General features: G+C 34.8%; 27 protein-coding genes and 2 pseudogenes. 22 read left to right on the plus strand and 7 right to left on the minus strand.

What is annotated here, in order from left to right; genetic code table 11:
- Positions 1-232 precede the first annotated feature (232 nt).
- From EL082_RS00280 to EL082_RS00310, 7 genes and pseudogenes are all read left to right on the plus strand, one after another.
- Positions 233-454 (plus strand): hypothetical protein, encoded by a 222-nt coding sequence (locus EL082_RS00280; RefSeq protein ID WP_002450216.1) that lies wholly within the window; start codon positions 233-235, stop codon positions 452-454.
- A 123-nt stretch (positions 455-577) separates the two neighbouring features.
- Entirely contained in the window at positions 578-1,183 is a 606-nt protein-coding gene (locus tag EL082_RS00285; protein WP_103286142.1) for an FMN-binding negative transcriptional regulator, read from the plus strand.
- Between the two features lie 54 nt (positions 1,184-1,237).
- Positions 1,238-1,795 carry a sugar O-acetyltransferase gene (locus EL082_RS00290; RefSeq protein WP_103286141.1) on the plus strand — a complete coding sequence of 186 codons (558 nt, stop codon included), beginning with the start codon at positions 1,238-1,240 and terminating at the stop codon, positions 1,793-1,795.
- Positions 1,796-2,036: 241 nt separating this feature from the next.
- Positions 2,037-3,398 carry a branched-chain amino acid transport system II carrier protein gene (gene brnQ, locus EL082_RS00295; RefSeq protein WP_103286140.1) on the plus strand — a complete coding sequence of 454 codons (1,362 nt, stop codon included), beginning with the start codon at positions 2,037-2,039 and terminating at the stop codon, positions 3,396-3,398.
- Positions 3,399-3,544: 146 nt separating this feature from the next.
- Positions 3,545-4,915: pseudogene (locus EL082_RS00300) on the plus strand (MFS transporter).
- A gap of 339 nt (positions 4,916-5,254) precedes the next feature.
- A complete protein-coding gene (fmdA, locus tag EL082_RS00305; RefSeq protein ID WP_103286138.1) occupies positions 5,255-6,448 on the plus strand; it encodes a formamidase in 1,194 nt (397 codons plus the stop codon).
- A complete protein-coding gene (locus EL082_RS00310; RefSeq protein ID WP_015364572.1) occupies positions 6,448-6,714 on the plus strand; it encodes an FmdB family zinc ribbon protein in 267 nt (88 codons plus the stop codon). Before fmdA ends, EL082_RS00310 begins: the two co-directional genes overlap by 1 nt.
- A 74-nt stretch (positions 6,715-6,788) precedes the next feature.
- Here EL082_RS00310 and EL082_RS00315 read toward each other — a convergent pair whose 3' ends face one another.
- Positions 6,789-6,896, minus strand: coding sequence for a saccharopine dehydrogenase (locus EL082_RS00315; RefSeq protein WP_015364573.1), 108 nt, complete (start codon positions 6,894-6,896; stop codon positions 6,789-6,791).
- Positions 6,897-7,089: 193 nt separating this feature from the next.
- On the opposite strand from EL082_RS00315, the gene EL082_RS00320 reads away from it, so the two are divergent.
- The 5 genes from EL082_RS00320 (at position 7,090) to EL082_RS00340 (ending at position 11,632) form a co-directional block, all read left to right on the plus strand.
- On the plus strand, positions 7,090-8,586 hold the full coding sequence (locus tag EL082_RS00320) for an efflux MFS transporter permease (RefSeq protein WP_049416208.1): 1,497 nt from the start codon (positions 7,090-7,092) through the stop codon (positions 8,584-8,586).
- A gap of 689 nt (positions 8,587-9,275) precedes the next feature.
- Positions 9,276-9,506: a TMEM175 family protein gene (locus EL082_RS11980; protein WP_232012191.1), complete on the plus strand. Its 231-nt coding sequence runs from the start codon at positions 9,276-9,278 to the stop codon at positions 9,504-9,506.
- Positions 9,507-9,575: 69 nt separating this feature from the next.
- Positions 9,576-9,839, plus strand: coding sequence for a hypothetical protein (locus EL082_RS11985; protein ID WP_232012192.1), 264 nt, complete (start codon positions 9,576-9,578; stop codon positions 9,837-9,839).
- Between the two features lie 217 nt (positions 9,840-10,056).
- Positions 10,057-10,680, plus strand: coding sequence for a nuclear transport factor 2 family protein (locus tag EL082_RS00335; protein ID WP_103286034.1), 624 nt, complete (start codon positions 10,057-10,059; stop codon positions 10,678-10,680).
- A gap of 16 nt (positions 10,681-10,696) precedes the next feature.
- Positions 10,697-11,632 (plus strand): amidohydrolase family protein, encoded by a 936-nt coding sequence (locus tag EL082_RS00340; RefSeq protein WP_103286074.1) that lies wholly within the window; start codon positions 10,697-10,699, stop codon positions 11,630-11,632.
- 47 nt (positions 11,633-11,679) lie between these two features.
- Here EL082_RS00340 and EL082_RS00345 read toward each other — a convergent pair.
- A pseudogene (locus EL082_RS00345) lies at positions 11,680-12,835 on the minus strand (FAD-dependent oxidoreductase).
- 320 nt (positions 12,836-13,155) lie between these two features.
- Here EL082_RS00345 and rbsR point away from each other — a divergent pair.
- The 4 genes from rbsR (at position 13,156) to rbsK (ending at position 16,567) form a co-directional block, all read left to right on the plus strand.
- Positions 13,156-14,148, plus strand: coding sequence for a ribose utilization transcriptional repressor RbsR (rbsR, locus tag EL082_RS00350; protein ID WP_103286035.1), 993 nt, complete (start codon positions 13,156-13,158; stop codon positions 14,146-14,148).
- A gap of 179 nt (positions 14,149-14,327) precedes the next feature.
- Positions 14,328-15,209, plus strand: coding sequence for a ribose/proton symporter RbsU (gene rbsU / locus EL082_RS00355; RefSeq protein ID WP_103286036.1), 882 nt, complete (start codon positions 14,328-14,330; stop codon positions 15,207-15,209).
- A gap of 18 nt (positions 15,210-15,227) precedes the next feature.
- Positions 15,228-15,632: a D-ribose pyranase gene (gene rbsD / locus EL082_RS00360; protein WP_103286037.1), complete on the plus strand. Its 405-nt coding sequence runs from the start codon at positions 15,228-15,230 to the stop codon at positions 15,630-15,632.
- A 23-nt stretch (positions 15,633-15,655) separates the two neighbouring features.
- Positions 15,656-16,567, plus strand: coding sequence for a ribokinase (rbsK, locus tag EL082_RS00365; RefSeq protein ID WP_103286038.1), 912 nt, complete (start codon positions 15,656-15,658; stop codon positions 16,565-16,567).
- A gap of 181 nt (positions 16,568-16,748) precedes the next feature.
- Here the strand turns inward: rbsK and EL082_RS00370 are convergent, their stop codons facing one another.
- The 3 genes from EL082_RS00370 to EL082_RS00380 form a co-directional block, all read right to left on the minus strand.
- Positions 16,749-17,717, minus strand: a complete 969-nt coding sequence (locus EL082_RS00370; protein ID WP_049415412.1) for an amidohydrolase family protein — start codon at positions 17,715-17,717, stop codon at positions 16,749-16,751.
- Positions 17,718-17,783: 66 nt separating this feature from the next.
- A complete protein-coding gene (locus tag EL082_RS00375) occupies positions 17,784-18,155 on the minus strand; it encodes a DoxX family protein (protein ID WP_103286039.1) in 372 nt (123 codons plus the stop codon).
- A 32-nt stretch (positions 18,156-18,187) separates the two neighbouring features.
- Positions 18,188-19,597, minus strand: coding sequence for a DHA2 family efflux MFS transporter permease subunit (locus EL082_RS00380; RefSeq protein ID WP_103286040.1), 1,410 nt, complete (start codon positions 19,595-19,597; stop codon positions 18,188-18,190).
- 136 nt (positions 19,598-19,733) lie between these two features.
- Here EL082_RS00380 and EL082_RS00385 point away from each other — a divergent pair, with 136 nt between their 5' ends.
- A complete protein-coding gene (locus EL082_RS00385) occupies positions 19,734-20,519 on the plus strand; it encodes an arylamine N-acetyltransferase (RefSeq protein ID WP_103286041.1) in 786 nt (261 codons plus the stop codon).
- 30 nt (positions 20,520-20,549) lie between these two features.
- Positions 20,550-21,122, plus strand: coding sequence for a TetR/AcrR family transcriptional regulator (locus EL082_RS00390; protein WP_180991085.1), 573 nt, complete (start codon positions 20,550-20,552; stop codon positions 21,120-21,122).
- Positions 21,123-21,233: 111 nt separating this feature from the next.
- Here EL082_RS00390 and EL082_RS00395 read toward each other — a convergent pair whose 3' ends face one another.
- A complete protein-coding gene (locus EL082_RS00395) occupies positions 21,234-22,319 on the minus strand; it encodes an ABC transporter permease (RefSeq protein ID WP_103286043.1) in 1,086 nt (361 codons plus the stop codon).
- Positions 22,319-23,044 (minus strand): ABC transporter ATP-binding protein, encoded by a 726-nt coding sequence (locus EL082_RS00400; protein ID WP_103286044.1) that lies wholly within the window; start codon positions 23,042-23,044, stop codon positions 22,319-22,321. Before EL082_RS00400 ends, EL082_RS00395 begins: the two co-directional genes overlap by 1 nt.
- 140 nt (positions 23,045-23,184) lie before the next feature.
- Between EL082_RS00400 and EL082_RS00405 the strand changes: the two genes are divergently transcribed.
- The 4 genes from EL082_RS00405 to cntM all read left to right on the plus strand — a co-directional run bounded on the left by EL082_RS00405 (position 23,185) and on the right by cntM (position 26,995).
- Positions 23,185-23,745: a TetR/AcrR family transcriptional regulator gene (locus EL082_RS00405; RefSeq protein ID WP_103286045.1), complete on the plus strand. Its 561-nt coding sequence runs from the start codon at positions 23,185-23,187 to the stop codon at positions 23,743-23,745.
- A gap of 304 nt (positions 23,746-24,049) precedes the next feature.
- Positions 24,050-24,889 (plus strand): histidine racemase CntK, encoded by an 840-nt coding sequence (cntK, locus tag EL082_RS00410; RefSeq protein ID WP_103286046.1) that lies wholly within the window; start codon positions 24,050-24,052, stop codon positions 24,887-24,889.
- The gene (gene cntL / locus EL082_RS00415; protein WP_103286047.1) at positions 24,889-25,704 is read left to right on the plus strand and encodes a staphylopine biosynthesis enzyme CntL; all 816 of its coding nucleotides are present in this window, start codon (positions 24,889-24,891) and stop codon (positions 25,702-25,704) included. The genes cntK and cntL overlap by 1 nt, the downstream gene beginning before the upstream one ends.
- The gene (gene cntM / locus EL082_RS00420) at positions 25,697-26,995 is read left to right on the plus strand and encodes a staphylopine biosynthesis dehydrogenase (protein ID WP_103286048.1); all 1,299 of its coding nucleotides are present in this window, start codon (positions 25,697-25,699) and stop codon (positions 26,993-26,995) included. The genes cntL and cntM overlap by 8 nt, the downstream gene beginning before the upstream one ends.
- Positions 26,996-26,999 lie beyond the last annotated feature (4 nt).

Consider the following 26,999-nt stretch of genomic DNA (forward strand, 5'->3'; position numbering starts at 1 on the left):
AAAAAATTAAATCGCCCACAAAACATTGTTAATCAATATTTAATTTTTTGAAAATTCAAATGAAATGGTTGTTACCTTCCTTTAGAGTTGTATTGAGAGAATATAAATGAAGCAATATACTTCAATATTCAAAATAATATTTTTAACAATATAGACAAAAAAGATGGCAATTTACATGAATAAAATGATGATTTGGGGTATATAATAAACACGTAAAGAGGGGGAGATTGTCATGAAATTTTTTAAATTAGATTATCAACATCATAAAGATATTGTTGATGATAATGTGTTAACAATGTTTGTTCTTGCGAAAGACAAAGATGAAGTAGAAGCATTCGCAAAGAAATTAGGGTATGCGGTAGAAAATATTAAGAAATTAACTGAAAAAGAATTCGAACATGAAAAAGAAGTGACAGAACATTATAGATTAGAGCATGCAGATCAATATTTATAATGTTGTAATACGACAAATGAGGCATTAAAACGGGGAGCTGTGGATCATTCATCTACAGCTTTTTGAATATAAAAAAGATTCGATGTTGAATAAGACGAATTCATTAAAAGGGTGTGTGACATCATGTATATTGGAAAGCATTCACAAATCAATGATTATGAAGAAATTAAACAATTTATACAGCATAATAATTTTGCGACAATTGTAACGAGTAACGACGTAAAACCCATCGCGTCACATATTCCAGTGATGATTTCAGAACAAGATGATCAATTAGTGATTACAGGACATTTAGCAAAACAAAATGAATTGGTACAAACGATAGAACATAACGCACAGGTATTAGTGATTTTCCAAGGACCAGACGCCTATATTTCCTCTACATGGTATGAAACAGAAGACGTACCGACATGGGATTATCAAAGTATACATGTATATGGTGAAGGGCGATTATTGAATCATGATGAACTAGTATCTGATTTGAAGCAATTATTGAATCACTATGAAGGTCACAAAGATGATGGTGCAACATGGAATCATTTGTCAGATGATACTAAGAAACAAATCAAAGGGATTGTCGGATTTCAAGTTAAAGTAAATGATATAGAAGCCGCATACAAACTTAGTCAAAATAAAAGTAAGCAGGAAAAAGTGAATATTGTTAAGCAATTAAAGGCGTCGGTCAATCAAAAGGAAAGTAAAATTGCTAAAGAAATAGAGAAGTATTAAGCCGTTATTTTATAAAAACCATGAATAATATGAACTTGAGAGGATTAGATAGCAATGAGAGAAATAGAAAAATTAGATAAAGGTATGCCATATCATTTTGATGATAAAGAAGTGGCGGAACGTAAAGCTAGAGCAGCGCAATTATGCCAAGAATTTAATGCCATTCCTGCTACAGAACCGGCACAACAAGAAAGTAAAATCCGCCAAATATTAGGTTCTGCTGGTGAAAACATTTCATTCCAAGCGACATTCAATTGTGATAACGGGAAAAAAATACATGTCGGACATGACGTATTAACAAACTATAACCTTACCATTCTAGATATAGCACCAGTGAACATTGGAAATCATGTGATGATAGGTCCTAATGTTGATATATATACAGTTAACCATCCATTAAGCGCAAAAGGAAGACGAGAATATTTAGCTCAAGCAAGTCCTGTAAATATAGGCGACGATGTTTGGATAGGTGGCAAAGTCACGATTACTCCTGGAGTGTCTATTGGAAATAATGTAGTGATCGCTTCAGGTGCCGTAGTCACAAAGAATATACCAGATAATACCCTTGCAGCAGGTGTACCGGCTAAAGTTATTAAAGAATTAGAAGAATAATAGTTTGATAACTGATTAATTACACAAAGATGAGTGTAAATTTTTATTAAAAAATACTAAAGTGCTATGCAGATGGTGTATAGTACTTTTTTTAAATATAATTTAATGTGTTATTTTACAATTTATAAAGTGATAATGATGTATTATTGTCTAATTTTTTAAAATTTTCTTGTTATTTACATTTTTCCTTTACAAAATATCATGTATAATGAATAAAAAATAACTAGGAGAATAAACAGACATGATGAAAAACAAATTGACTTTAAAAGAGAACATTTTTATCGGATCAATGCTATTTGGTTTATTCTTTGGTGCTGGGAATATCATCTTCCCAATTCATCTTGGACAAACAGCAGGGTCAAACGTATTTATTGCTAATTTAGGCTTTTTAATTACTGCTATTGGATTACCGTTTTTAGGTATTATTGCTATCGGTATGTCTAAAACAAACGGTATTTTTGAAATTACATCAAGAGTCAGTAAAACGTATGCATACATATTTACGATTGGATTATATCTAGTCATTGGACCATTCTTTGCGTTACCTAGGTTAGCGACAACATCTTTTGAAATTGCATTTTCACCATTCATTTCACCTGATGTTGCGAAGATTTACTTACCCATCTTTAGTATTATCTTCTTCTTATTAGCGTGGTTCTTTGCGAGAAAGCCGTCTAAAATTTTAGATTACATAGGTAAATTTTTAAATCCAGTCTTTTTAGTTTTATTAGGTATTGTCGTAGTCTTAGCGTTCATTCATCCATTAGGTGGGTTAACGAATGCGCCTGTGAGTGCTGATTATGATAAGAGTCCATTACTTAAAGGATTCATTGATGGTTATAACACGTTAGATGCGTTGGCATCATTAGCCTTTGGTATTATAATTGTATCTACGATTAAAAAGTTAGGTATCACAAATCCTAACAGTATCGCCAAAGAAACATTTAAATCTGGAACAATCAGTATTGTTTTAATGGGGATTATCTATAGTTTACTTGCGTTTATGGGTACGATGAGTATCGGTAAATTTAAAGTGAGTGAAAATGGTGGTATTGCATTAGCTCAAATTGCGAGACACTATCTTGGGGATTACGGAATTATCGTATTATCTCTGATCGTAATTGTCGCATGTTTAAAAACAGCGATTGGTTTAATCACTGCGTTCTCTGAAACATTTACAGAGTTATTCCCGAAACGTAGTTACTTAATGTTTGCGACAGTGGTCAGTATCTTAGCATGTATTTTTGCTAATGTTGGTTTAACTAAAATCATTATGTATTCAACGCCAGTATTGATGTTCATTTATCCATTGGCCATTACAATTATTTTATTAACTTTAGTAAGTCCATTATTCAATCATTCGAAAATTGTATATCGATTTACGATTTTCTTCACAATGATCGCGTCATTTATCGATGGTATTAAGGCTAGTCCAGAGCCATTTTTGAAAACATCATTCGCTAAATTTATCATTTCATTAGGTGAAAAATACCTACCATTCTTTGATATTGGTATGGGTTGGATTCTACCGGCATTAATTGGATTTATCATTGGATTAATTGTTTATAAAATCCGTTCAAACAAGTCAACGACGACAGAATAATTAACTATATAGCGTCTATCTTACATTTGAGATAGACGCTATTTTTTTAAAACTATGACGGAGCTGAAAGCATATGACTTAAATAAATATTTATTTGCACTTAACAATGAGTTAATAATCATTAATTACGCTTAATCTAAAATAAAATAAGGGATGATTAATATGGAAATTGTGAAGTCAAAGCAAGATTTGTATCGAATCATTGATGATGCGGACAAGCAACATACATCTAATATGTTGTTATTGATGATATTAGGAACGATATTTTTAGATGCATATGATATTACCATTTTAGGAACAATGACAGACCAAATCACGAAAGAATTCAATTTATCGCCAACCATGTTGTCATTCGTGATGACATCACTACCTGTAGGGGCATTGATTGGTGCGATTTTTGGAGGATCGCTGGCGCATCGATTTGGCAGAAAGCGTATCCTTTCAATGTCATTATTAATATTAATTGTAACGTCTTTAGGTGCAGCACTTTCGCCTAATATAATGATTCTATTGATATGTAGATTTCTGATGGGGATTGCGATAGGTATGGATAGTCCGGTTGCATTTACGTTTATTGCAGAAATTAGTAATAAAGTGCAACGAGGTCGTAATGTTAACTACTGGCAAGTCGTATGGTACATAGCGATTGTGACATCGTCGTTAGTGGTCATTGCATTTTTCTTAATGGGAGCAGGAGAAACATTGTGGCGTATGGCCGTTGGATTTGGGGCTTGTATTGCTTTAGTGTTATACATCATGCGATTAAAGTATTTACAAGAAAGTCCAACTTGGATTATTAATCATTTTTCACTCGAAAAGGCAACAAACTATATTCAGAAACATTACGATGTCCAGTTGAAGCTAGAAGAAAGACAAGAAGAATATCAATCAAAAGCCAATCAACAATCTTACAAAGCACTGCTTAAAAAGCCATATTTAAAAAGGTTAACTTTAGCAACAGCGATATCAACATTGCAAGGTATGCAGTACTACGCAGTGGGATTATATATTCCAATTATAGCGAAGTACATGATAAGTGAGGATAAGCTAGGGTCTTATTTGGTACAGCAATTGTCAATATTGCAGGTATCATCGGTGCGTACTTAGGTGCACAGTATACATATCGATTGGGTACGAGAAAACTTACAATGATAGGTTTCGGCATTGTCTTGTTTGTTATGGTTGTAACAGGACTATTTTACAATAATTTACCAATGGTAATGAATACATGTTTAATTGCATTGTTCTTATTCGGTCATTCAGGTGGACCAGGAACGCAAGGTAAGACGATTGGTGCATTATCATTCCCAACACATTTACGTTCACAAGCGACAGGTATTGTAGAGTCAGTGAGTCGAACTGGTAGTATTATTGGAACGTTCGTATTCCCGATTATCTTAGCGGCAGTTGGATTAAACCAAACGATGTTATGGATTGGTATCGTACCACTGATTGGTCTTGTCATTACATTTGTATTGAAATGGGAACCGGTCGGTAAAAATGTTGAAAATGAATAATATAAATATAGGGTGGAAAGTGAATCTATAATAATGACATAATTGTATCAACCCGCTATAAAGTTTGCTATGACAGGTTTATGCAACTGAAGGTAAGTGTTCCGTTTGTCTGAAGTAAGACAAACGGACGTCTTATTTTTAGAATGTTCCTGCGTAACTCCCCTCCCCTATTTCCACTTGAATATTCAAACATTCCGCTTATATCGTTTGTTTATCGTAATAATTCCAATTAATAAAAATATACACATTTTAATATATTTTGTAACTTTAATTGTGTTAATATTTAGATAACTTAATAATCAGTCATAATTAACTTTCATATGTAAGGGGGAAGGGCATATGCCTAAAAAGTTATTTAGTATTGATTTAAACAAGAAGATGGATCAACAAGCACATCCAGGACACAATCGATGGCATCCAGATATTCCAGCAGCATTTTCAGTAGACCCAGGGGAATCCTTTAGAATGGAATGCTTAGATTGGACAGATGGACAAGTTGCCAATAATGATGATCCGAATGATATTAAACACGTGAACTTAAATCGTGTACATGTTTTAAGCGGTCCAGTACACGTAAACAACGTACAACCAGGTGATTTACTTGTAGTAGATATCTTAGATATTGGTGTTTTTGATGAACATCAATGGGGGTTCAATGGTATTTTCGATAAAACTAATGGTGGTAGCTTCTTAGTTGATCATTATCCAAATGCACAGAAATCAATTTGGGACTTTAATGGTATTTATGCAACGAGTAGACATGTTCCAGGAGTTGAATTTGTAGGGCAGATTCATCCAGGATTGATTGGTGTGGCACCTACTCAAGAGATGCTAGATGAATGGAATCGTCGCGAGAAAGAATTAGTGGATACGGATCCAAATCGTGAACCAGTCTTAGCTAACTTACCTGATACGGATGCAGTGGTGGCTGGTACCTTAACTGGTAAAGACTTTGATAGAGTAGCGAGAGAAGGTGCGCGTACTGTGCCACCTCGTGAAAATGGTGGAAACTGTGATATTAAAAACCTATCAAAAGGTTCTCGTATCTATTTCCCAGTATTTGTTGAAGGTGCAAAACTTTCAGTTGGAGATTTACATTTCTCTCAAGGGGATGGAGAAATTACCTTCTGTGGTGGTATTGAAATGCCAGGATGGATTGATTTAAGAGTCAACGTTATTAAAAATGGTATGGAAAAATATCATATTAAAAAGAATCCTGCCTTTAAACCAGGACCAGTAATGCCGAATTATACAGATTATATTGTGTTTGAAGGTATTTCTGTAAATGAATTTAGTGGTAAACAAACATATCTAGATGCCAATACAGCGTATCGAAATGCGGTATTAAATGCGATTGAATTCCTAAAAACACGTGGATTTACAGGTGAACAAGCTTATATGTTATTAGGTACTGCACCGGTACAAGGTACAGTCGCAGGTATAGTGGACGTGCCTAATGCATGTTTTACGATTGCGATTCCAAGAGAAATTTTCAAAGATGACATCGTACCGAATTTGGAGCCTGATCAATAATGCCTCAATATACTTATGAATGTAAAGAATGTGGCGAATTTACCTTACGCCAATCTATGAAGGAACAACATGATATGGCAGAATGTCCACAATGTCATCATGATGCAAAGCGCGTATTCTCGACATTCCAAACCTATAAAATGGATGGCAAACTGAAACAAAGAATTGAACGAGGACAAACACCTCGCATCATGTCCAAAGATCAATTACCGAAAATGACACCAAGGCCAACCAAACAAAGCAGACCATGGATGGCAGATCATTAAATTTGATTCAAAACAACCTCTACGACCTAGATAAGTCGTGGAGGTTGTTTGCATTGAAAGACGTCAATATACCATTAATAAAAACTTGGTTTATCGAAATTAGTATTTGGTTCGTTAACACCAATACTTTCTCTAGAATAAAGCTCAGGTTGGTTTACTATGTCAGTTACTAGTTGTGCCACAGCTTGTCTTGTAACCTGAGCACCAGTAAAAGGTTCGTTTATCAAACGTTTAAATATGAGTTATATTGGTAGTTTAAAATGGATAGTGTACAATTTTTGTTGTTGTTCGAGAAAGTTTTATATGTTTTTATTTTGAAAAGTGGTAAAATGATATATTGTTATAATTCGGAATTTAAATAGAAAGAAGGATAATATGGGTTTTTTATGGTCGCGTCGCGCACGAATGTTAGAAATTTTTGTGCTCACAGTCATTACAATATTTGGCATTGGGTCGCAATATTTTTCCAATTTAGCTTATAGTTTAAATCAAGGTATACTTCAAACTTCTTTTGGTACTGGTTCACAGTACTTAATCATACCGTCAGTTATAGCGAACTTTGCGTTTGCATTTGGTATTCCATTAGGACATGTATTCACACATCGTTTAGGTTTCAAGAAAAATTATCTACTTTTTGTTTCTTTCTTTTTAATCGGTTCAATAATCGGTCTCATATCACAGGATTTAATAGTATTAAGTATTGCTAAAATTATACAAAGCGTTAGTACAGGTGTTCTATTTTTTACTTTATTACCACAATTATTTCGTAACTTTCCACGAAGATTCCGCAATGTATTTTTATTATTTGTCATCGTAGGCTTGTTTGGTGCCAACGCGTTAGGCGGATTATCTGGTAGTGTTTCATTAGAGCTTGATAGTTGGCATTGGGTATTTGTACTTAATATCGTTTCAGCTATCGTTTGTTTAATATTTGGGACAGTATTTTTAAATAAAGAAGAGCACAAACATGTGTCTTCGAATTCTATTGATTATGTGCTTATTATTTTATTGTTTTTAACTATATTATGTTTTGTGATACCAATGGCTATGTTAACGCAAAAAGGATATAGCTCATTATGGGTATGGCCATTTCTACTACTAGCGATGTTCTTCCTAGTGAACTTTATATACAGAAACATGCATTCATCTTCACCGTTAGTGTATTTTAAAACATTATTTGCTAAAAAGCCTAGTGTAGGTGCAGTGATGGCGATATCATCACATTTAACATTGTTGACTGGGATAGCAGGTATTAATGTTTTTCTTACTAAGATATTAAAGCTACCTTTTGAAGATATAGCAAGATTTTATGTATGCTTCTTCATAGGTGTCGTCATAGCTGGTTTTATTAAAATGTTTTTTTATAGTGCGATTGGGGCAGGTATATTAGGTTCCCTTGGTTCGGTAGCATTATTATATGTCAGTGTGCACTGGATAGCGATGGGTAATGTGATTAATTTGCCGTTATTATACTTGCAAGCGGCTTGCTTAGGATTTGGCGCATCTATGGCATTACTAAGTGGTGCGATGGCCACTTTATTAGATGGAGAAATTAAATTTGCTTCTAATCGTTCAACGACAATGCATTCGATGCGTAATTTCTTTGCGGCACTACTGGTACCTATCATTGCTTATACAATGAAAGATCATATTCAACAAGGTGTTCAATTATTATATGGTAGTTTCACGACTCATATAGACAACCCAGTACAGAACCAATTAATCTTATCGAAAAAAATGCAAGATATCACAATTGATGCTGATGATAACGTGTTTATGATGATGATTGTTTTTAACATCATTCTATTAATCGCTTCTATAATTCAAATGTTCTTAGGTAAAGGTCGACGTATCCATGTTAAACCTGAATAAAATTAATGATGTAATCCAAAACAGGCTGGGACATAAATATATTTCAAGTTATAGTCATTTCTAGTCAACCTTGCTTGGGGACGGGCCCCAAACATAGAGAATTTCGAAAAGAAAATCTAAAGACAATGCAAGTTGGGGATGGACAACGATAAAGAAATACTTTTTCTTTAGAAATTAGTATTTCTTATGCATGAGTTTCACTCATGTATTCCTATTTTAAAGTACACATTAGCTGTGGCTAATGCGTAAGAACCACTACATAATCAATGATTAGTGGTTCTTTATTATTTCTGTCCCACTCCCTTAACTTATGAGAATAAAGCGAGATTATTTTAAGTTTGATAAAAATTCAGTTGTAGTAGTAACTACTGCAAAGTTAGATAATGCTTTGATCAAATAAAACAAATAACGATGGATTTTGATCATATTGAACAATTTTATAAAGTGAGTGGAGAAGCTTGTTTTATCGTATTAGCCCATTTCGACAATAATGAATTAGACCAATATTTAGAGAAAATATCAAATTATGCTCGATATACGGTGGAAAACACAGTAGGTGAAAATTTAGTTTGAAATGAGACGTTGTAAGCTGGTAAATCGTATATAAAATACAAATATATATTGACTATTTTTATAGAATAAGGTAACTTTTGATTCTTACATAAAGATGAGAAATGAGTTGGAAATGAATGTCTAAAAGTAGAGTTGAAGCGTTTAGTGATGGCGTTATAGCCATTATTATTACGATATTAGTATTAGAACTTAAATTACCAGAACATCACCATAGTTTAGAAGCTATTTTAGAATTGAAATATAACTTTATAGCGTATGCAGTTAGCTTTATAGCCATTGCAACAATTTGGATTAGTCATCATCATTTATTAAACCAAATTAGTGAAATCAACAATAAAATATTATGAGCGAACATTAATTTCCTATTTTGGTTATCACTACTACCAACCATCACTGCATGGTTTGGTCATGATATTATGTCATGGCAAGCAGCGTTATTGTATAACATAGATATTATCGCGTTTAACTTGTCATTCATGTTACTAAGAAACCAAGTAATTAAATTATCACCTAAAACGCAAAATCATCATTTGAGTGAAACGAGAGTCAAAGAAATGATTTCATTTGCTAACAATGTTATCACATTGATCATTTCATTTTTCTTCCCACCGTATGCACTCATTGGATTGTTACTTAATATCTTAATATGGGTAATCCCTTTTCATAAACAACATTCATAAATGCTAAGTCGAAAATATGCCTGTTCTAATACGGATATTGCTCCTAATTAGAATAGGTATTTTTTGTGCTAAAACAGTCATTCAAATGGGCTTGTTTATTTTTACTTTAGAAATCAAATCTTTTGTAATTTAGAAAAATTTTTTCATAATAAACGGATAGGTGTCCGAATAATATTGTTAAGGACATATGAGCAAGTTATATTAAAGGAGATTTAATATGTTATTTGAAAGAAATCGCCCTTACACACAGGATACATTGCTAGATAAGGAAGATATTTTAGAGCTCATTCAGTTTGAGAGATTTTGTCGCGACAATAGTCTTTGGGACAGTATGTATGAATGCTTTGCTGAAGACTCAATGATAAACATTTCATGGTTTAAAGGTTCAGGTAAGGCATTTGTGGATGCTTCTAGAGAAATGAATCGCTATGCACCACATCAAATTTACAATTCGCAAATATGGATAAATCAAGATAGAGCAGTGGCGATTATGCAAGCCACGATTCAAACAAGATTACCGATTAACGAGGTTCAGATGCAACTTAATTCTGATGCGAAAATTGTTTATGGATTGGTTAAACAAGACGATACTTGGTATATCAATACTATGGAATGCGTATATGAAAAGGATAGCTTGGCACCTGTTGTCCCATCTACAATTTCGTTACCAGCTAATGCGTTGAATCAATATCGAACTAGCTACGCATGTTTAAGTTTCTGTCTTAATTACATTGGTTACAGTGTTAATCATGAATTACAAGGCATTGATCGACCAGAACAATTGAATGACTTTTACAATCGATTGGATCAATGGTTGACGTATCAAGCAGAGTCTATATAAAAGGAGTATATTAATGATGAAGAAAATAGATTTACATTCACATTACCTATCACCTGGGTTTGTGAAATTTTTAGATGATTATTTTGATGGTAAAGGAGACGGTGTACCAACGCCAGCATTCTCTGTCGATGACTATTTGAAATTAATGGCAGAAGAAGACATTGATTATAGTGTGCTTTCTATTTCAAGCCCCCATTTGAGTGCTGCACCAGATGAAGTGATGCTTGAACTCACAGAAGAAGTTAATGCCTATGCTGAAGATTTACATCATGCACATAGTGATCAATTAGGTTACTTTGCTTCATTACCACTACCATTAGTTGATGAAAGTATTCGCATGATCGACCATGTATTAGATGAACAACACGCTCTTGGGTTTACATTGCCAACGAATGCACGTGGTATTTATTTAGGAGATGACCGTTTAGACCCAGTGTTAGCGAAATTGAATGAACGACAAGCGACCGTAGCAATTCATCCTAATGAGCCTAAACCAGTGAATGAATCCATTAAAGCACAAATTTTATCACCATTAATGGAATTCTTTTTCGATACTACACGTACAATCATTTTTATGAGTCAAAACAATGTGTTTAGTAAGTATCCTAATATTAAATGGATTGTACCGCATAGTGGTGTATTATTACCTGTCATTGCGCAACGTGTTAATATTGGTTATAAAATGTTTAACGTTGAAAATGGTCCAGATGATATTGAACAAGTGATGCAAAGTTTATACTTTGATTTAGCAGGTATGGTTTTACCACATCAACTTCCCACCTTATTAAAAATGGTAGATGAAAATAAAATCGTATATGGTGCAGATGCGCCTTATACAACAGATCAAGTCATTAAGCACTTAGTTAAAGATATTGAATCTACAGATTTACTAACAGAAGAGCAAAAAGAAAAATTCTTACATCGCAATGCGAGTCAATTATTAGGATTTTAAAATAAAGCTAAAAAAGGAGCGTTCCAATTGGAACGCTCCTTTTTATATTAATTGGTGCCATCTAATTCCTTATTAGAAAGAACCTCCGCAAAGTCATACGGTGAACGATCACTTAAATGTTTGTCTAACATTTGGTCGGCTCTTGCAGCAGCTTTTTCACTACGTGGGAATAAAGCTTGTTCGTATTGTGCGAAGGCTGTTTCAATATCATTAGGATGTTCAATAATTGCTTGTGCTAATTCGGATCCGTCAAACATCGCTAAATTAGCACCTTCACCAGCTGGTGTCATGACATGTGCTGCATCACCTAAAATCGTAACTCCAGGCACACGCTCCCATTGATGACCTACAGGTAAGGCATGTATTTTACGTAAAATTGGACCTTTTTCACTTTCATTGATCAGTGCTAATAAGTCATTGTGCCATTGGTCAAATTGATAAGTTAATTGTTTAAGTGCAACGTTAGAATTATTAAAATCGATTTGATCTAATGCTTCCTCTGTTTGTCTTAAAGCAATATAAGTGTGAATGACATTTCCTGGTTCACGATGTGCTTGGATGCCTTTACCAGGTGCAAGAGCATACATAGCACCTTGACCTACTATATTGGCTGCGGAAGGATGTTGGTTATCTACATCATATAAATACGTTTCAATTAATGATGTACCCACGTATTGAGGTTTAGCATCAGAGACTAAAGGACGTACCTTAGAGAAAGTACCATCTGCGCCTACAAGGATTTGGGTTGTTACCGTTGTTCCATCAGCAAAGGAAAGTCGGTGTTGACCTTGCGCTAAACTTTGAATGTCTGTTAACTTTTTATCCCATTGGATGGTATTCGGTTTAAGAGATTGGAGTAGTATTTGTCGTAAGTCACCGCGAAGTACTTCAGGGCGTCCATGATTACCATCATCTGGGATATCTACAATAGTATTACCGTCTTTATCAAGTACTTTAGCAGCTGCACCACCATCATGGATAATTGATTTGAATTGGTCGAAAAGCCCAGCTCTTTGCAAGGCGATTTGACCGTCACGTTCATGGATGTCCTAACTGCCCACCTTGCGTTCGTGATTCAGCTGACGGTTCCTTTTCATAAATAGTCACTGGGATAGAATTTAATTGCAGTACGCGAGCAAGTGTAAGGCCACCAAGCCCCGCACCGATAATTATGACTGGTTCTTGTTTATTAAAATTCGTCATAATTTACCTCTCTTTAAAAATGATTTTGTTTTCAAAAGAAAAATCAAAATATATAAAATTTCTTGTACATTATAAAGAGACTGATGTTATAGATACAACAAACAAGTTAAATGTCATTGTAGGAAAATCAACATATTGTTTGAAAATGTAGAACAATGATTTTTGGTTATTTAATAAAGCGGTGGTCATTATGCAATGATATATGTATCGTTTATTAGAGTAGAGTCAAGAGGATATAAGTCTATTCAGCTACTCTGTTTAGTGATAAGATGTAAGCAATATATTGTGATATAGGACGTGTCAGTAAGGGGTAAGAACGTATGAAACGAGTATCAATTAAAGATGTGGCGAAAGAAGCGGGCGTATCAGTAACGACGGTGTCGCACATTTTAAATCAAAATGAAACAAGGTTCTCTAAAGAAACCATTCAAAAGGTATTATTAGCGAAAGACCGTTTAGGCTATATTCCCAATAAAAATGCCCAACAACTCAGAGGCCAAACAAGAAAGTTAATAGGTGTTGTCTTGCCTAACTTAACCAATCCATTCTTCTCGGCGATGATGCAAAGGATGGATGATTGTAAAGCAGATGACGTTGATTTATGTTTTATAGCAACATCAAGTACAGACTTTAAAGATAATATTCAGCATCTTGTAGAACGTGGCATAGATGGTCTCGTTATCGGACGATATGTGAATGACCCACATCACTTAAATGATTATCTTAGTAAACATCATGTACCATATGTCTTACTAGATCAAAGTGAAGACCATGGTTATACCGATATAATTAGAACGAATGAAATAGAGGGTGGTCAGACTGCCGCACAACATCTTATCGAATTGGGACATCAACAGTTAGCGATTATTCAACCTCATGAGTTGATGGCTAATATGAAAGATCGAGTGAGGGGATTTGAGCAAATGTGTCAAAGTCATCAGTTGCCGGCCCCTGTCAGAATTTGTACTGAATTGTCTAAAGCTGGAGGACGTGATATTGCTACAAAACTGGTTGAGCATCACGTTACGGGTGTCTTTGCCATTAATGATGAATTAGCGATTGGTTGTATACGTGGTTTAACAGAATGTGGTAAATCAGTGCCGGATGATTTGTCGGTTGTTGGCTATGATGATATAGATATGGCAGGTTACATGACACCGGCACTCACAACCATTGCCCAATCGGTCGACGATATTGCTCATATCTCACTGCAATTAATTACCGATAAAATCAATGGCAGACCGCATGAAAATAAAAGAGTAGAACTTCCGACGCAATTGATGCAACGTGAAACGACCCGACAATTATCTTGATTGCCCCCAAATAAATACTGACGTTTATAAATAAGCCATACAATCAGTTATTGATAGGTATGGCTTTTTTACAGTGTGTTTGAGAAAGCGTATACATTTACAAATAGAAGTGCTATAATTTAGTAAAACGTTTTACTAAACGCAACAGATAAAAAATATATCAATAGAGGTGTTGAATCATGAATTTAGTTGCATTGTTAATTGGTTTAGGGCCATTAATCGGTTGGGGTCTATTTCCAACGATTACATCCAAATTTGGTGGTAAGCCGGTTAACCAAATTATAGGTGCTACAGTCGGTACGTTAATCTTTGCCTTTGTCTTCTTTATCTCCACAGGACACGGCTTCCCAACAGGCATGGATTTGTTTTTTGCATTATTATCAGGAGCTGGTTGGAGTTTCGGTCAAATTATGACATTTAAAGCATTTGAATATGTAGGGTCATCACGTGCCATGCCAGTTACAACGGCCTTCCAATTATTAGGGGCATCACTTTGGGGTGTCTTTGCATTAGGTAACTGGCCTGGTGTTACAAATAAAATCATCGGCTTTTTAGCGTTAGTAGTTATCTTGATTGGTGCTTGGATGACAGTTTGGAGTGAACACCCTGAAGCTACAAATAAAAACTTATTACGTAAAGCGGTAGTGATTTTAATCATTGGTGAAATTGGTTATTGGTTATATTCAGCAGCACCACAAGCTACAGACATCGGTGGTAAAGCAGCCTTCTTACCACAAGCGATTGGTATGGTGATTGTTGCAGTTATCTACGGACTAATGAAAATGAAAAATGGCAATCCATTTACTAATAAAGTGACATGGTTACAAATTATTTCTGGTTTCTTCTTTGCCTTTGCAGCATTGACTTATCTCATTTCTGCACAACCTAATATGAACGGTTTAGCGACTGGTTTCGTATTATCACAAACATCTGTAGTACTTGCGACATTAACTGGTATTTACTTCTTAAATCAACGTAAAACATCTAAAGAAATGTTAGTCACAGTGATTGGATTAGTTCTCATCTTAGTAGCTGCGACAGTTACAGTATTTATTAAATAATCAACTGGAGTGATATAAATGAAGAAAACAGCATTACTCAATAGTCATGTATCTAAAGCCATTGCGACAATCGGACACTATGACTTATTAACTGTCAATGATGCAGGCATGCCTATTCCTAATGACGATAGAAGAATTGATTTAGCAGTAACGAAAGAATTACCTAAATTTATTGATGTATTAGAAATAGTACTCTCAGAAATGAAAATCCAAAAAATCTATTTAGCTGAAGAAATTAAAACCAATAATGCAACTCAGTTAAAACAGATCAAAGCATTAATTGACGATGATGTTGAAATTGAATTTATTCCACACAGTGAAATGAAAGCATATTTAAGTCATCCATTAAATAAAGGTAACATTCGTACAGGTGAAATTACGCCATTTTCTAACATTATTTTGGAATCAAACGTGACATTTTAACATATAGAAATGGGGACATTGTTATGACAAATAAAGTCGTTATTCTAGGATCTACCAATGTGGATCAATTTTTAACAGTTGAGCGCTACGCTAAACCAGGGGAAACATTACATGTAGAAGAGGCACAAAAATCATATGGTGGCGGTAAAGGAGCAAACCAAGCCATTGCAACGGCACGTATGAAAGCTGATACGACATTCATTTCCAAAGTGGGCAATGATGGATTAGCACAGTTTATGTTTGAAGATTTTAAAGCAGCAGGTATGAATATTGACTATATTTTAGAATCCGAAACAGAAAAGACTGGCCAAGCCTATATTACAGTGGATGCACAAGGCCAAAATACGATTTATGTCTATGGTGGTGCAAATATGGCGATGACACCAGATGACGTGAAAAGTGCGAAAGCAGCAATTGTCGATGCAGATTTCATTGTGGCACAATTAGAAGTACCAGTTCCGGCAATTATAGAAGCATTTAAAGTTGCGAGAGCGGCAGGTGTGACGACCGTCTTAAACCCCGCACCAGCCAAAGAGATTCCTCAAGAGTTATTAGAATTAATCGATGTGATTGTACCAAATGAATTTGAAGCTGAAATATTATCAGGTGTACCAGTCACAGATGAAAAATCAATGGCACAAAATGCAGATTACTTCTTAAGCTTAGGTGCCAAAGTCGTGATTATTACATTAGGTGAACAAGGCACATACTATGCGGTTGAAAATGATTCCGGCCTAGTACCAGCGCAAAAAGTAAAAGCTATTGATACAACAGCAGCAGGCGATACGTTTATCGGTGCCTTTGTCAGTCGCTTTAATATGAAAGAACGTAATTTAGTTGAGGCTATCGACTTTGCCAATAAAGCCGCATCACTAACAGTTCAAAAGTCAGGGGCACAAGCCTCTATACCATTAGCAGAAGAAGTTCAATTATAGATATGATAAATCCCATTCCAGCTGGTTTCAGTTAGAATGGGATTCTTTAGTGCAAAAGCATAAATAATCCCTTTTGGTAGCATCGTCGTATCGAATCGACCATCTATCAAAAGGGATTGTTTCATTTATATTTGAATTTAATCGCAAAATGTATCGCTAGTCAATCACTAAAGTAATTGTATTAAGAGTGGTGATGGTTTAACTGATAAAACTCAATAGCATTACCTCTTAAAATACCGTCAATTGTGTCTGGATCAATATCACTGTTTTTAATATAGTCTACACCACGTGTATATTTCTCGTCTTGGAAGTAAGGGAAGTCTGACCCCATCATGAGCTTATCCTTACCGAATGTATCAATGGTATTGATTAAAGAAGGTTCATGGAAATTAGCAGTATCATACCAAAATTGGCGATTTAATACTTCATATGGATCAATATTAAAGGCATTCCAGTCTTCGTAATTGTCTTTAATACGAGTCATGAAGAATGGTAAAGCGCCACCTAAGTGTGAAATATGGAATTTGATATTTGGATACTTTTGTGGAATCTCATTTTTAATTAATTGTAACGTAATGAATGTAGATTCTAATGGTGCACCAATCACCCATTCTAATTGATAGTCGTTCACGAGTGGACTTTGGGCACCGCAACCAGTTGGATGAATATAAAGTGTTGCATTTAATTCGTTCATAGCTTCGAAGAAAGGTTCGAATTGTTTATCGGCAACTGACACTTTATCTTTCACAATAGTTGGAATCGCAATACCTACAAAGGCATCTTTTTTAAGTAGTTCTTGTGCTTCTTTAATAGCTTGATCGACATATGGAAGTGACACTGCACCATATGCTAAGAAACGGTCTGGGTATTGTTGAACCAATGATTCATATAAATCGTTAATCTCTTGTGCACTTTGATGTGCTTCTTCTTTTGTACCCCATTGTGGTGATTGTGGTGTGGCAGAAATGATTTGCATATCAACGCCAGCATCGTCCATCATTTTAAAGCGCTTGTCTAGATCTTCTTTAGAGGCAGATTGATTAATCCCTTTAGCAACTTCTGTTCCTTGACTACCTAATTTGCCTAATTTCTCTAAATAGTCTTCACTCCATAAATGTGCATGTGTATCAATCGCTTTTGCATTTGACATATGATTGTCCTCCTTTAATTAAATGACTATATTAAATATTTATCCAGTTTTAAAAAATATAATCTTTTATTGACGACGATTTAAACTTAAAACTTCGATTAAGCTAAGGACATTTAACATGAAGAATTTAGAAGCGGCTTTGGCACCTTGGTGACCATGTCCTGCTTTATAGTGATTGTAGATTGCTGTACCCATCACGATGTTAATCATTAAAGTACCCATAACGACTAATTTTTGGCCAAGTTTGCCTAAAATTGAGCTAAATAAAAAGATAGAACCTACAAATTCGAATAATCCTGCTAATCGCATTGAACGACGTGATAATCCGAATCCTTCTTTAAATTGTTGTGCCATAGCATCGTCATTTTTTACTTTTGGTAAACTACTTTTAAAAATTTCTTTTCCTACATATGCGTTAATAACATGTCTTAGTAACATGCTTAACACCTCCTATTAAATAATATTAAAGATTAGTGTGTTGTATTTGATTGTCTTTTTTCTGAGAAAAGTGCAATGAATGCACCTATCAGTGCTACAAAGGCAACGATATAAAATGTTATATCTAGGCCATGGATAAGACCGGCTGCACCGTGTAATGGTGAAAGGTGACCGAAACCAGTCATGAGTGTTACAAGTATACCTGTACCGATAGCTGCTGAAATTTGGCGAATTGTATTATTCATTGCCGTTCCATGCGCAATCAAGGATACAGGTAAAGCGTTTAATGCTTGTGTAGTCATTGGTGTCATAATCATAGAATTACCTAACATCAAGATGGAGAATGTCACAATGACATACAATGCTGATGTCTGTGGATTGAACTGTGCCATGAATAAGGCACCTATCATAATCAATAACATGCCAGTGATACTTAAACTTCGGCCGCCAACACGGTCGTATAATTTACCAGTAACAGGCGACAACAAGCCCATGACGAGTCCACCAGGTAATAAGATGAGACCAGATTCTAAAGGTGACCAATGCATCATGGTTTGCATGTATATAGGTAAAATAGTCAAATTACCGATAAAGAGTACAAACATTAATACAATTAAAGTCATCGAAATGGTGAAACTACGGTATTTAAATACTCTAAATTCGAGTAACGGTGAAGGTAGTTTCAACTGACGACGTATAAATAGCGCAAGTATAATGATGGAAATGATGATCGTCACGTAAACGGATGGATGTGAACAACCAAGGTTACCGGCTGAACTAAAGCCGTAAAGTAAACCACCAAATCCTAGTGTAGACATGATGACTGACAAGATGTCTAACGAAGGTTGTTGTGTCTCGGTAATATTTTTCAAATATAAAAAGCCGAAAATAGCGTCAACCACACTAATTAAGAGCACGACTAAAAATAGATAGCGCCAATCGAATAGGTGGATGAACCAACCTGCTGCTGTAGGACCAATCGCAGGTGCAAAGCCTATGACAAGACCGAAGATACCCATTGCCATACCACGTTTTTCAACAGGAAAAATAATGAATAATAGTGTTTGAGATAATGGCATTAAAATACCTGCACCTAACGCTTGAATACTACGACCCACTAATAATAATGGGAAATTAACACCCAACATACAGATTAAAGAACCAAGTATTAAACAGGTCGCAGCCGTAAAGAATAGTGTACGTAATGAAAATCTCTCAATTAAGTAGGCTGTGACAGGAATCATAATACCGTTCACTAACATAAAGATGGTCGTTAACCACTGTGCCGTACTACTTGATATCGCAAAGTCCTTCATGACCTCTGGCAATATCGTTGTAAGTAACGTTTGGTTTAAGACACCAATAAAAGCACCAATCATCATGACCGCAATCATTAAATTACGTTGTTTTATATTTAAATGTGATGGTTGTGTCTGAGTCATAATTTCACCTCTTTTCTTAAATGGAATCAACTATCACTTATTTTATTCGGAATGCGTTCCGTTTGTCAAATTTATGAATTCAATATAATATAGATAGTGTTAAAAAACGAAAAAAGTAAAAAGGAGATGCTTAGTAATGAATATTGAAGGTCTTGAAAAATATTTAAATATAGATCCAAATAAATATAATGAACCAAGCTTAGAAGCATTAAATTATTATTTAAAACGATATATGTTAACAGTGCCTTTTGAAAATATAGATGTTCAAAATGGTGTGAGAATATCAGTAGAAGTAGATGATATCTATGAAAAAATCGTTAATCACCAACGTGGTGGTTTCTGTTATGAAATGAATCACTTCTTCAAAGCGTACTTAGAAGCAAAAGGCTTCACAGCAAATATGGTATCTGCAACTATTCATACACCAGGGGGCGGACGTAGTCTTAAAGGCTCTCATATGTCATTAATCGTGCCGATTGATGGTGTCAATTATGTCGCTGATGTCGGTTATGGTGACTTGCCAATAAGTGCTATGCCAATTAATAATCAAGATAGTGATGCAATCATTGAGGATATTAACGGAGAATATCGTGCCATTTATGTAAATGATAACTTATTCTACATTCAAAAATGGAAAGACAATGAGTGGGATACAGAATACGAAGCTGAGTTAGAACCTAGAGACATTCATTATTTTGATTACAATATCGAATACAATCAAACTAATCCTAATTCTACATTCGTTAAACGTTTGCTCGTTACAATGTCTAAATCATATGGTCGTGCGACAATGTCTCAAAATAATTTAACGTTAACGAAACAAAGAGATAAAGAAAAATATGATGTGACAAGTGAAAATTATCGTCAATTTTTAAAAGAAGAATTCAATTTAGATGTTAAAATTAATAGATTAGAACCATAAAAGGGAGCACATCATTTGGAAGGGGATAAGATGACCAATCAACGGAAAAAACGTAGTGATGCAACGCATAACAAAGCAATCATCTTACAGACAACGACCCAATTATTAGCACAGGGTGAAGATATTAGTGAGATGAATATGTCGGAAATCGCGAAGAAAGCTGGCGTGGGTGTAGGCACTTTATATCGTCACTTTGAAAGTAAATCGTTACTATGCCAAGCGATGATGGATGAAAAGGTTCATGATATGTTTGATGAAATGGATACGTTCCTTCATCAGCATCAAGATGCGTCTGTGAGGGATAAAATATATGGTATTTTATCTATTTATTTAGATTTAAAAGAGGCAAACTTTAATGTCCTAAATTTTATTGAGAAATCAAATTCTCAACATCAGTCAATGATTAATATTCTGTTTTATGAACAACTGAAAGAATTGATTAAAGACCAGTTCACTAGTCAGCAACAGACCCAAGATTTAGAGTTTAAGATTAATTTGATGCTAAACTCATTTTCATCAGATTTCTATTACTTTGCCAAACATGATCAACAACTGACTAAAGACCAATTTTTAAGCCGTTTATTAGATATATTTATAGGATAGACAAAAGCTTCTGAGTGAAACAGAAATATAGATAGCCCTTAAATTTAATTGTAGCCTGAGACATTAATTTATGTCCCAGGCTACAATTTTTATAAGTCGTATGATAGATTGTTAAACTTTGCGATAACGTTTAAGTCCGAGGATATTTAAAATGATAAATATTATAATGAAAATGAGAAGAATTAGAACATCAAACCAAATATCAGACCAACCTTGTCCTTTAATCATAATGTTTGTTAACGCATCTCCTGCGTATCGTAATGGGAATAAATAACCAATGTTAGCTAACCAAGGTGTCATATTTTCTAGAGGGAAAATACCAGAAAAGAACACTTGTGGAATGGCAACAATAGGTATAAATTGAACCATTTGAAACTCTGAATTAGCAAATGTTGAGATGAAAATGCCCATCACTAATGCCGTAATGGCTAATAAAATATTAATGAGTAAGACATACCAAAGACTACCCGCTAGGTTGATATTTAATAAATAGATTGAGAACAGAACGATAATCAATGTTTGAATAATAGCAAAGATACCGTAACCAAGTAAATAACCAAAAACAATTTCACTTCGTCTAATTGGCGTAGCAAGCACGCGTTCTAACGTTCCGGTTGTGCGCTCGCGTAATAAGGCGATGCCTGAAATAAGAAAGACGAATAAAAAGACAAAGAATCCCATCAAAATAGGGAACATTTTATCGAAATAGTTACTATCCTTATCCCCATATAAATAACTATGATCTAGTTGGATATCATTAGTATCTTTATTTTTGGCTGCTTGTGGCATTGAATTCATTACTTTTTTAATATCATTCATTTTATCTTTTTGAATAGATTGATGTACTAACTGTTTAACTGAACCAGATTTACTTGGATCTTCATTGGTATAAGTGACATGTAAAGTCTGATGATCTTGATATATAAAAGCATCTAAGTGATTGTCTTCTATTTTAGCTTTAACATTTTGATTAGAATCAAAGTGCTTGAATGACACATCATCATTTTTCATATGGTCAGTTATTTTAGTGGATACAGAGTTGGCGATGCCAATATTTAAAGTAGTGTCTTCATCAGAATTAAAGATAAAGTACATTAAAGTTAGTACTAATAAAGGTGCTAAAAACATAAGCGCTAGTGTACGTTTGTCTCTAAGTAATTCTATAATGACACGTTGAATCATTGCTAAAAGTTTCATTAATGTTTAACCTCCTCTGCTTTAATAAAGACCTCTTCAATTGTGTTAACATTGAATTGTTGTTTTAACTCATCAGGTGTGCCTAATGCGAAAAGCCGCCCTTCTACAATTAGCCCAATTTTGTCGCAACGTTCAGCTTCGTCCATAACGTGTGTTGTGACGATGACACTTTTCCCTTGTTGCGTTAATGATTTTAATTGTGACCATATTTGTTGTCTTAGTTTAGGGTCAATACCGACAGTTGGCTCATCTAATATAATTAAATCTGGATTAGATAACAAAGTAATTGCTAACGACAATCTGCGTTTCATTCCACCAGAAAATGCATTAATGGTTTTATTGAGTGTACCTTCTAAATTGACTAATTTCATATTTTGATCAATACTTTGTGCTAATTGTTGGCCTTTTAAACCACTTAAATGACCAAAAAATGTAAGATTTTGTTTAGCAGTTAAATTTTCATATAGAGCATCAGTTTGTCCCATGTAACCAATATGACTTAATACGCCTCGATTAGGCATACTATGGTTGAAGACTTCCGTACTACCTGCATTTAATGTTTCCATACCGAGCAGACATTTAATGGTCGTCGTTTTACCTGAACCACTAGGCCCTATTAGTCCCAAAAGTTCTCCTTTGTTAATGTCTAGACTGATTTGGTCTAAAACTTTATGTTTATCATAGGATTTTACTGCGTCTGTGAGTGATGCAATCGTATGCGCCATACTGTGTACCTCCTTATTTGACACTGTGTTTAATTACTGTATATTCAATATAAATCAATTTTCGACAATTGCACGTGTCAATTTGGAATAATCAGACACATGAGATATAAATGTTCAATAATGTTATGGAGGCGACACAAATGAACGAAGAAACCATGGATAAACGTGTGTATAAAACATTAACCAAAATTGAAAAAAGTATGGTTACACTACTAAACGTTAAATCTTATGATGACATCAGTATTAAAGATATTTGTGATGAAAGTGGCATTAGTAGGGGAACGTTTTATCAACACTATAGAGATAAAGATGACTTTTTATTTCAATATCAAAAAGCCATGATGAAAAAAGGGAAACGTCGATTGACACAAATTCAATTTGAGGAACGACGTCAATTCTTTGAACACGCGTTAAACTTTTGGATTAATGAAGGAGAATTATTACTTTTATTGTTAAGGGATAATGGCGCTTATATTGTCCACCAAGCCATAAAAAAGAATTTACAACAAAACATTGACGTCCGTTTGGTGCCTATTATGAATACTCAAGCACTTACAAATAAAGAAAAATATTTTTTAATTATATTTATGAGTAATGCGGTCTTTGGTGTGTTACAAGATTGGGTGCAAAGAGGGAGACAGGAATCGCCAAAAGAAATATCACTCATGATAGATAAGGTTTTTAATACGGTGTTTGTTTAACACATTTTTACATTATTTTAGTGAATCGGTAGTGTTTCATTGTATATGAAACATTATCGATTTTTAATTTTTTAAAATTATTTATAATCCCACTTTTATATCATCTTATCCCCATTCATGATTTATTAAATGAAAATTATTATCATTTATATTGACAATATGATTCTACTCGTATATTATCTTCTTTAAATCGTAACCGTTACGATTTGTTTTGTGCAATTGTTTTGAGAATTAGGATAGGTTGATTTGAAAACCAACATATCCATCGAAATTCAAAAGAATATACAACATTAAGGAGCGTCGTATGAATCGACAAGTGATTGAATTTTCCAAGTATAATCCATCAGGGAATATGACCATACTTGTTCATTCACAACATCATCCAAGCGACTACGCCAAGATTGCGAATCGATTAATGGCGTCGACACATGTATGTTGTGAGCAAGTAGGATTTATTGAATTTAACAATCTAAATCATGGGGATGATTGTCGATTAGTAATGAGCGGAAATGAATTTTGTGGTAATGCGACTATGTCATACATGCATTATTTACAAGAGCATCAACGATTAACGGCACAACAATGTCATTTGAATGTATCTGGTTGTGATGATGTAGTGCCTTGTACTATCCATGGTCACCAGCAGTACGAGGTAGGCATGCCACAAGCACAACACGTCACAACTGAATATTTACATATTGCACAGCATATGTGGCAAGCGATCAAGATTACATACGAATCATACGTACATTATGTGATTCCAATCGAAGAGATCACAGCAACATTCAAACAACAAGTGGCACAATTTGTGCGTGAACAACAATGGGACGAACAGTATAAAACCATTGGTATCATGTTATTTAATGTTCAAGTTCAATATTTACACCCGTTAATATACATACCAGAAGTAAAGAGTCTGATTTGGGAAAATAGTTGTGGTTCTGGTGCAGCTTCGATTGGTGTATTTCACAATTATCAAAGTCAACAGTCATGCGAAGATTACATCGTTTATCAACCAGGTGGCAGTATTTCAGTGACATCTACATATTGTTCTGAAAACGGATATCGCACTTCTATTAAAGGTCGTGTATCAACTGTTGCTAGAGGACAAGCTTATATAGAAGAGGAGACGATGACCCATTGATGCATTCAAATACAAACATAGAAACACTTTTACAACAATATTTAGAGCGATTCGAAGCACGATATCAACAGGTTTTAAGTGACCCAAATTCGATTGACGCATTAGAAACATTAGTTGATGACTATAGTCAGTTGATATTAAATCCAACATATCAACAACAATATGATTTATGGCAAGACGAACCACGTAAACAACTAATCACACAACAACTGCAAGATATCACTGCGCAATGTGTGAAACAAGTTGAGATGATTAGAGCAAGACGATTATTAGACGGTAAGACGTCTACGTCAGGTTACTTTGACAACATAGAACACTGTATCGATGAGGAATTTGGACAGTGTCATATTGGTAAAGAGGACAAGTTATTACTCGTTGGATCGGGCGCGTATCCAATGACATTAATTCAAGTAGCTAAAGAAACTGGTGCTTCAGTCATTGGTATTGATATTGATTCACAGGCAGTTGATTTAGGTCAACGCGTGGTCAATGTGTTAGCACCTAATGAAGATATCCATATTTCTAATCAAACTGTAGATCAGTTATCAGATATTAAAGAGGTAACGCATATTATATTTAGTTCTACGATTCCAGTTAAGTATGAGATTTTAGCGCAATTATTTGAGTTAACCAATGATCGTGTAGTAGTCGCTATGCGTTATGGAGATGGGATGAAAGCTATCTTTAATTATCCTTCTCAACATACGGCGTCAGATCAATGGCAATGTGTACATCACCTCGTCCAACCCAACCAAATATTTGATGTGGCACTCTATCAAAAAGCGTTATCACAGGCAGGGATCACTTATGTCTAATATCTTGATTATTGGAAGCGGGCCTGTCGCTATTCAACTTGCTCAATTATGTAACCGTGTATCGAAAAATCATATCGACATGGTTGGCAGAGCGTCGACCTCAAAGAAATCACTGGATGTTTATCAAAGTTACCAACAAGCAGGTACATTTACAGTTACAACACAGAATGATACACATCATCAATTTGCTGGTCAGTTTCAAATACGTCATTTTTATCAAGATATTCAACAGATTGACGAAAGCTATGACACCATCATTTTGGCGTGTACTGCAGATGCTTATCGACCGATGCTACAGCAGTTGGCACTTACGATATTACAACATGTGAAACACATTATATTAGTATCACCAACATTTGGTTCACATATGATGATTGAGCAATTATTGGCAGACATCAATACTGATGTTGAAGTCATTTCATTTTCAACATATTTAGGAGATACGCGAGTGGTTGACATGTCTCAACCACATCGTGTGTTAACAACGGCTGTGAAATCGAAATTATTCGTTGGATCTAACAAGCCATCGTCCCAGTTGATTCCACAATTACAAACTTGGTTTGAATCATTACACATTCAACTTGCCGTGATGGACACACCCTTACATGCCGAGATACATAATAGTTCGTTATACGTTCACCCACCATTATTTATGAATGACTTTGCATTAAAGGCGATTTTCGTAGGCACTGACGTACCGGTATATGTCTACAAATTATTTCCAGAAGGTCCTATAACAATGACTTTAATTCGAGAAATGCGCCAAATGTGGCAGGAAATGATGACGATATTACAGAAATTAAGTGTGCCCTCCGTCAATCTTTTGAAGTTTATGGTTAAGGAAAACTATCCCGTACGTTCAGAAACGATAAGTGAGTCGGATATCCATCAATTCGAAGAGTTACCTGCTATACATCAAGAATACCTACTTTACGTCAGGTATACGGCAATTTTAATTGATCCATTTTCTAAGCCAGATAAAGATGGACGTTATTTTGACTTTTCGGCGGTACCATTCAAGTCACTTTATCAAAATGAACAAGGTGTCGTTCATATACCAAGGATGCCAAGTGAAGATTATTATCGTACGACGGTCATACAAGCGATTGGGAAAGCATTAGGTGTGTCGACACCAATGATCGATACGTTATTACATCGATACGTCGGCTATTGCGAACGTTATCAAATCGAGCACCCACAACAATCTGTATCGTCACAATTCAACCTTGATGATTTTGAAGAAGATATATCACTAGTTACAACGTATTTAGCAAACAGTTCAAATAAGTAATTCG

Origin of the sequence: Staphylococcus warneri (assembly GCF_900636385.1) — a bacterium.
Taxonomy (GTDB): domain Bacteria; phylum Bacillota; class Bacilli; order Staphylococcales; family Staphylococcaceae; genus Staphylococcus; species Staphylococcus warneri.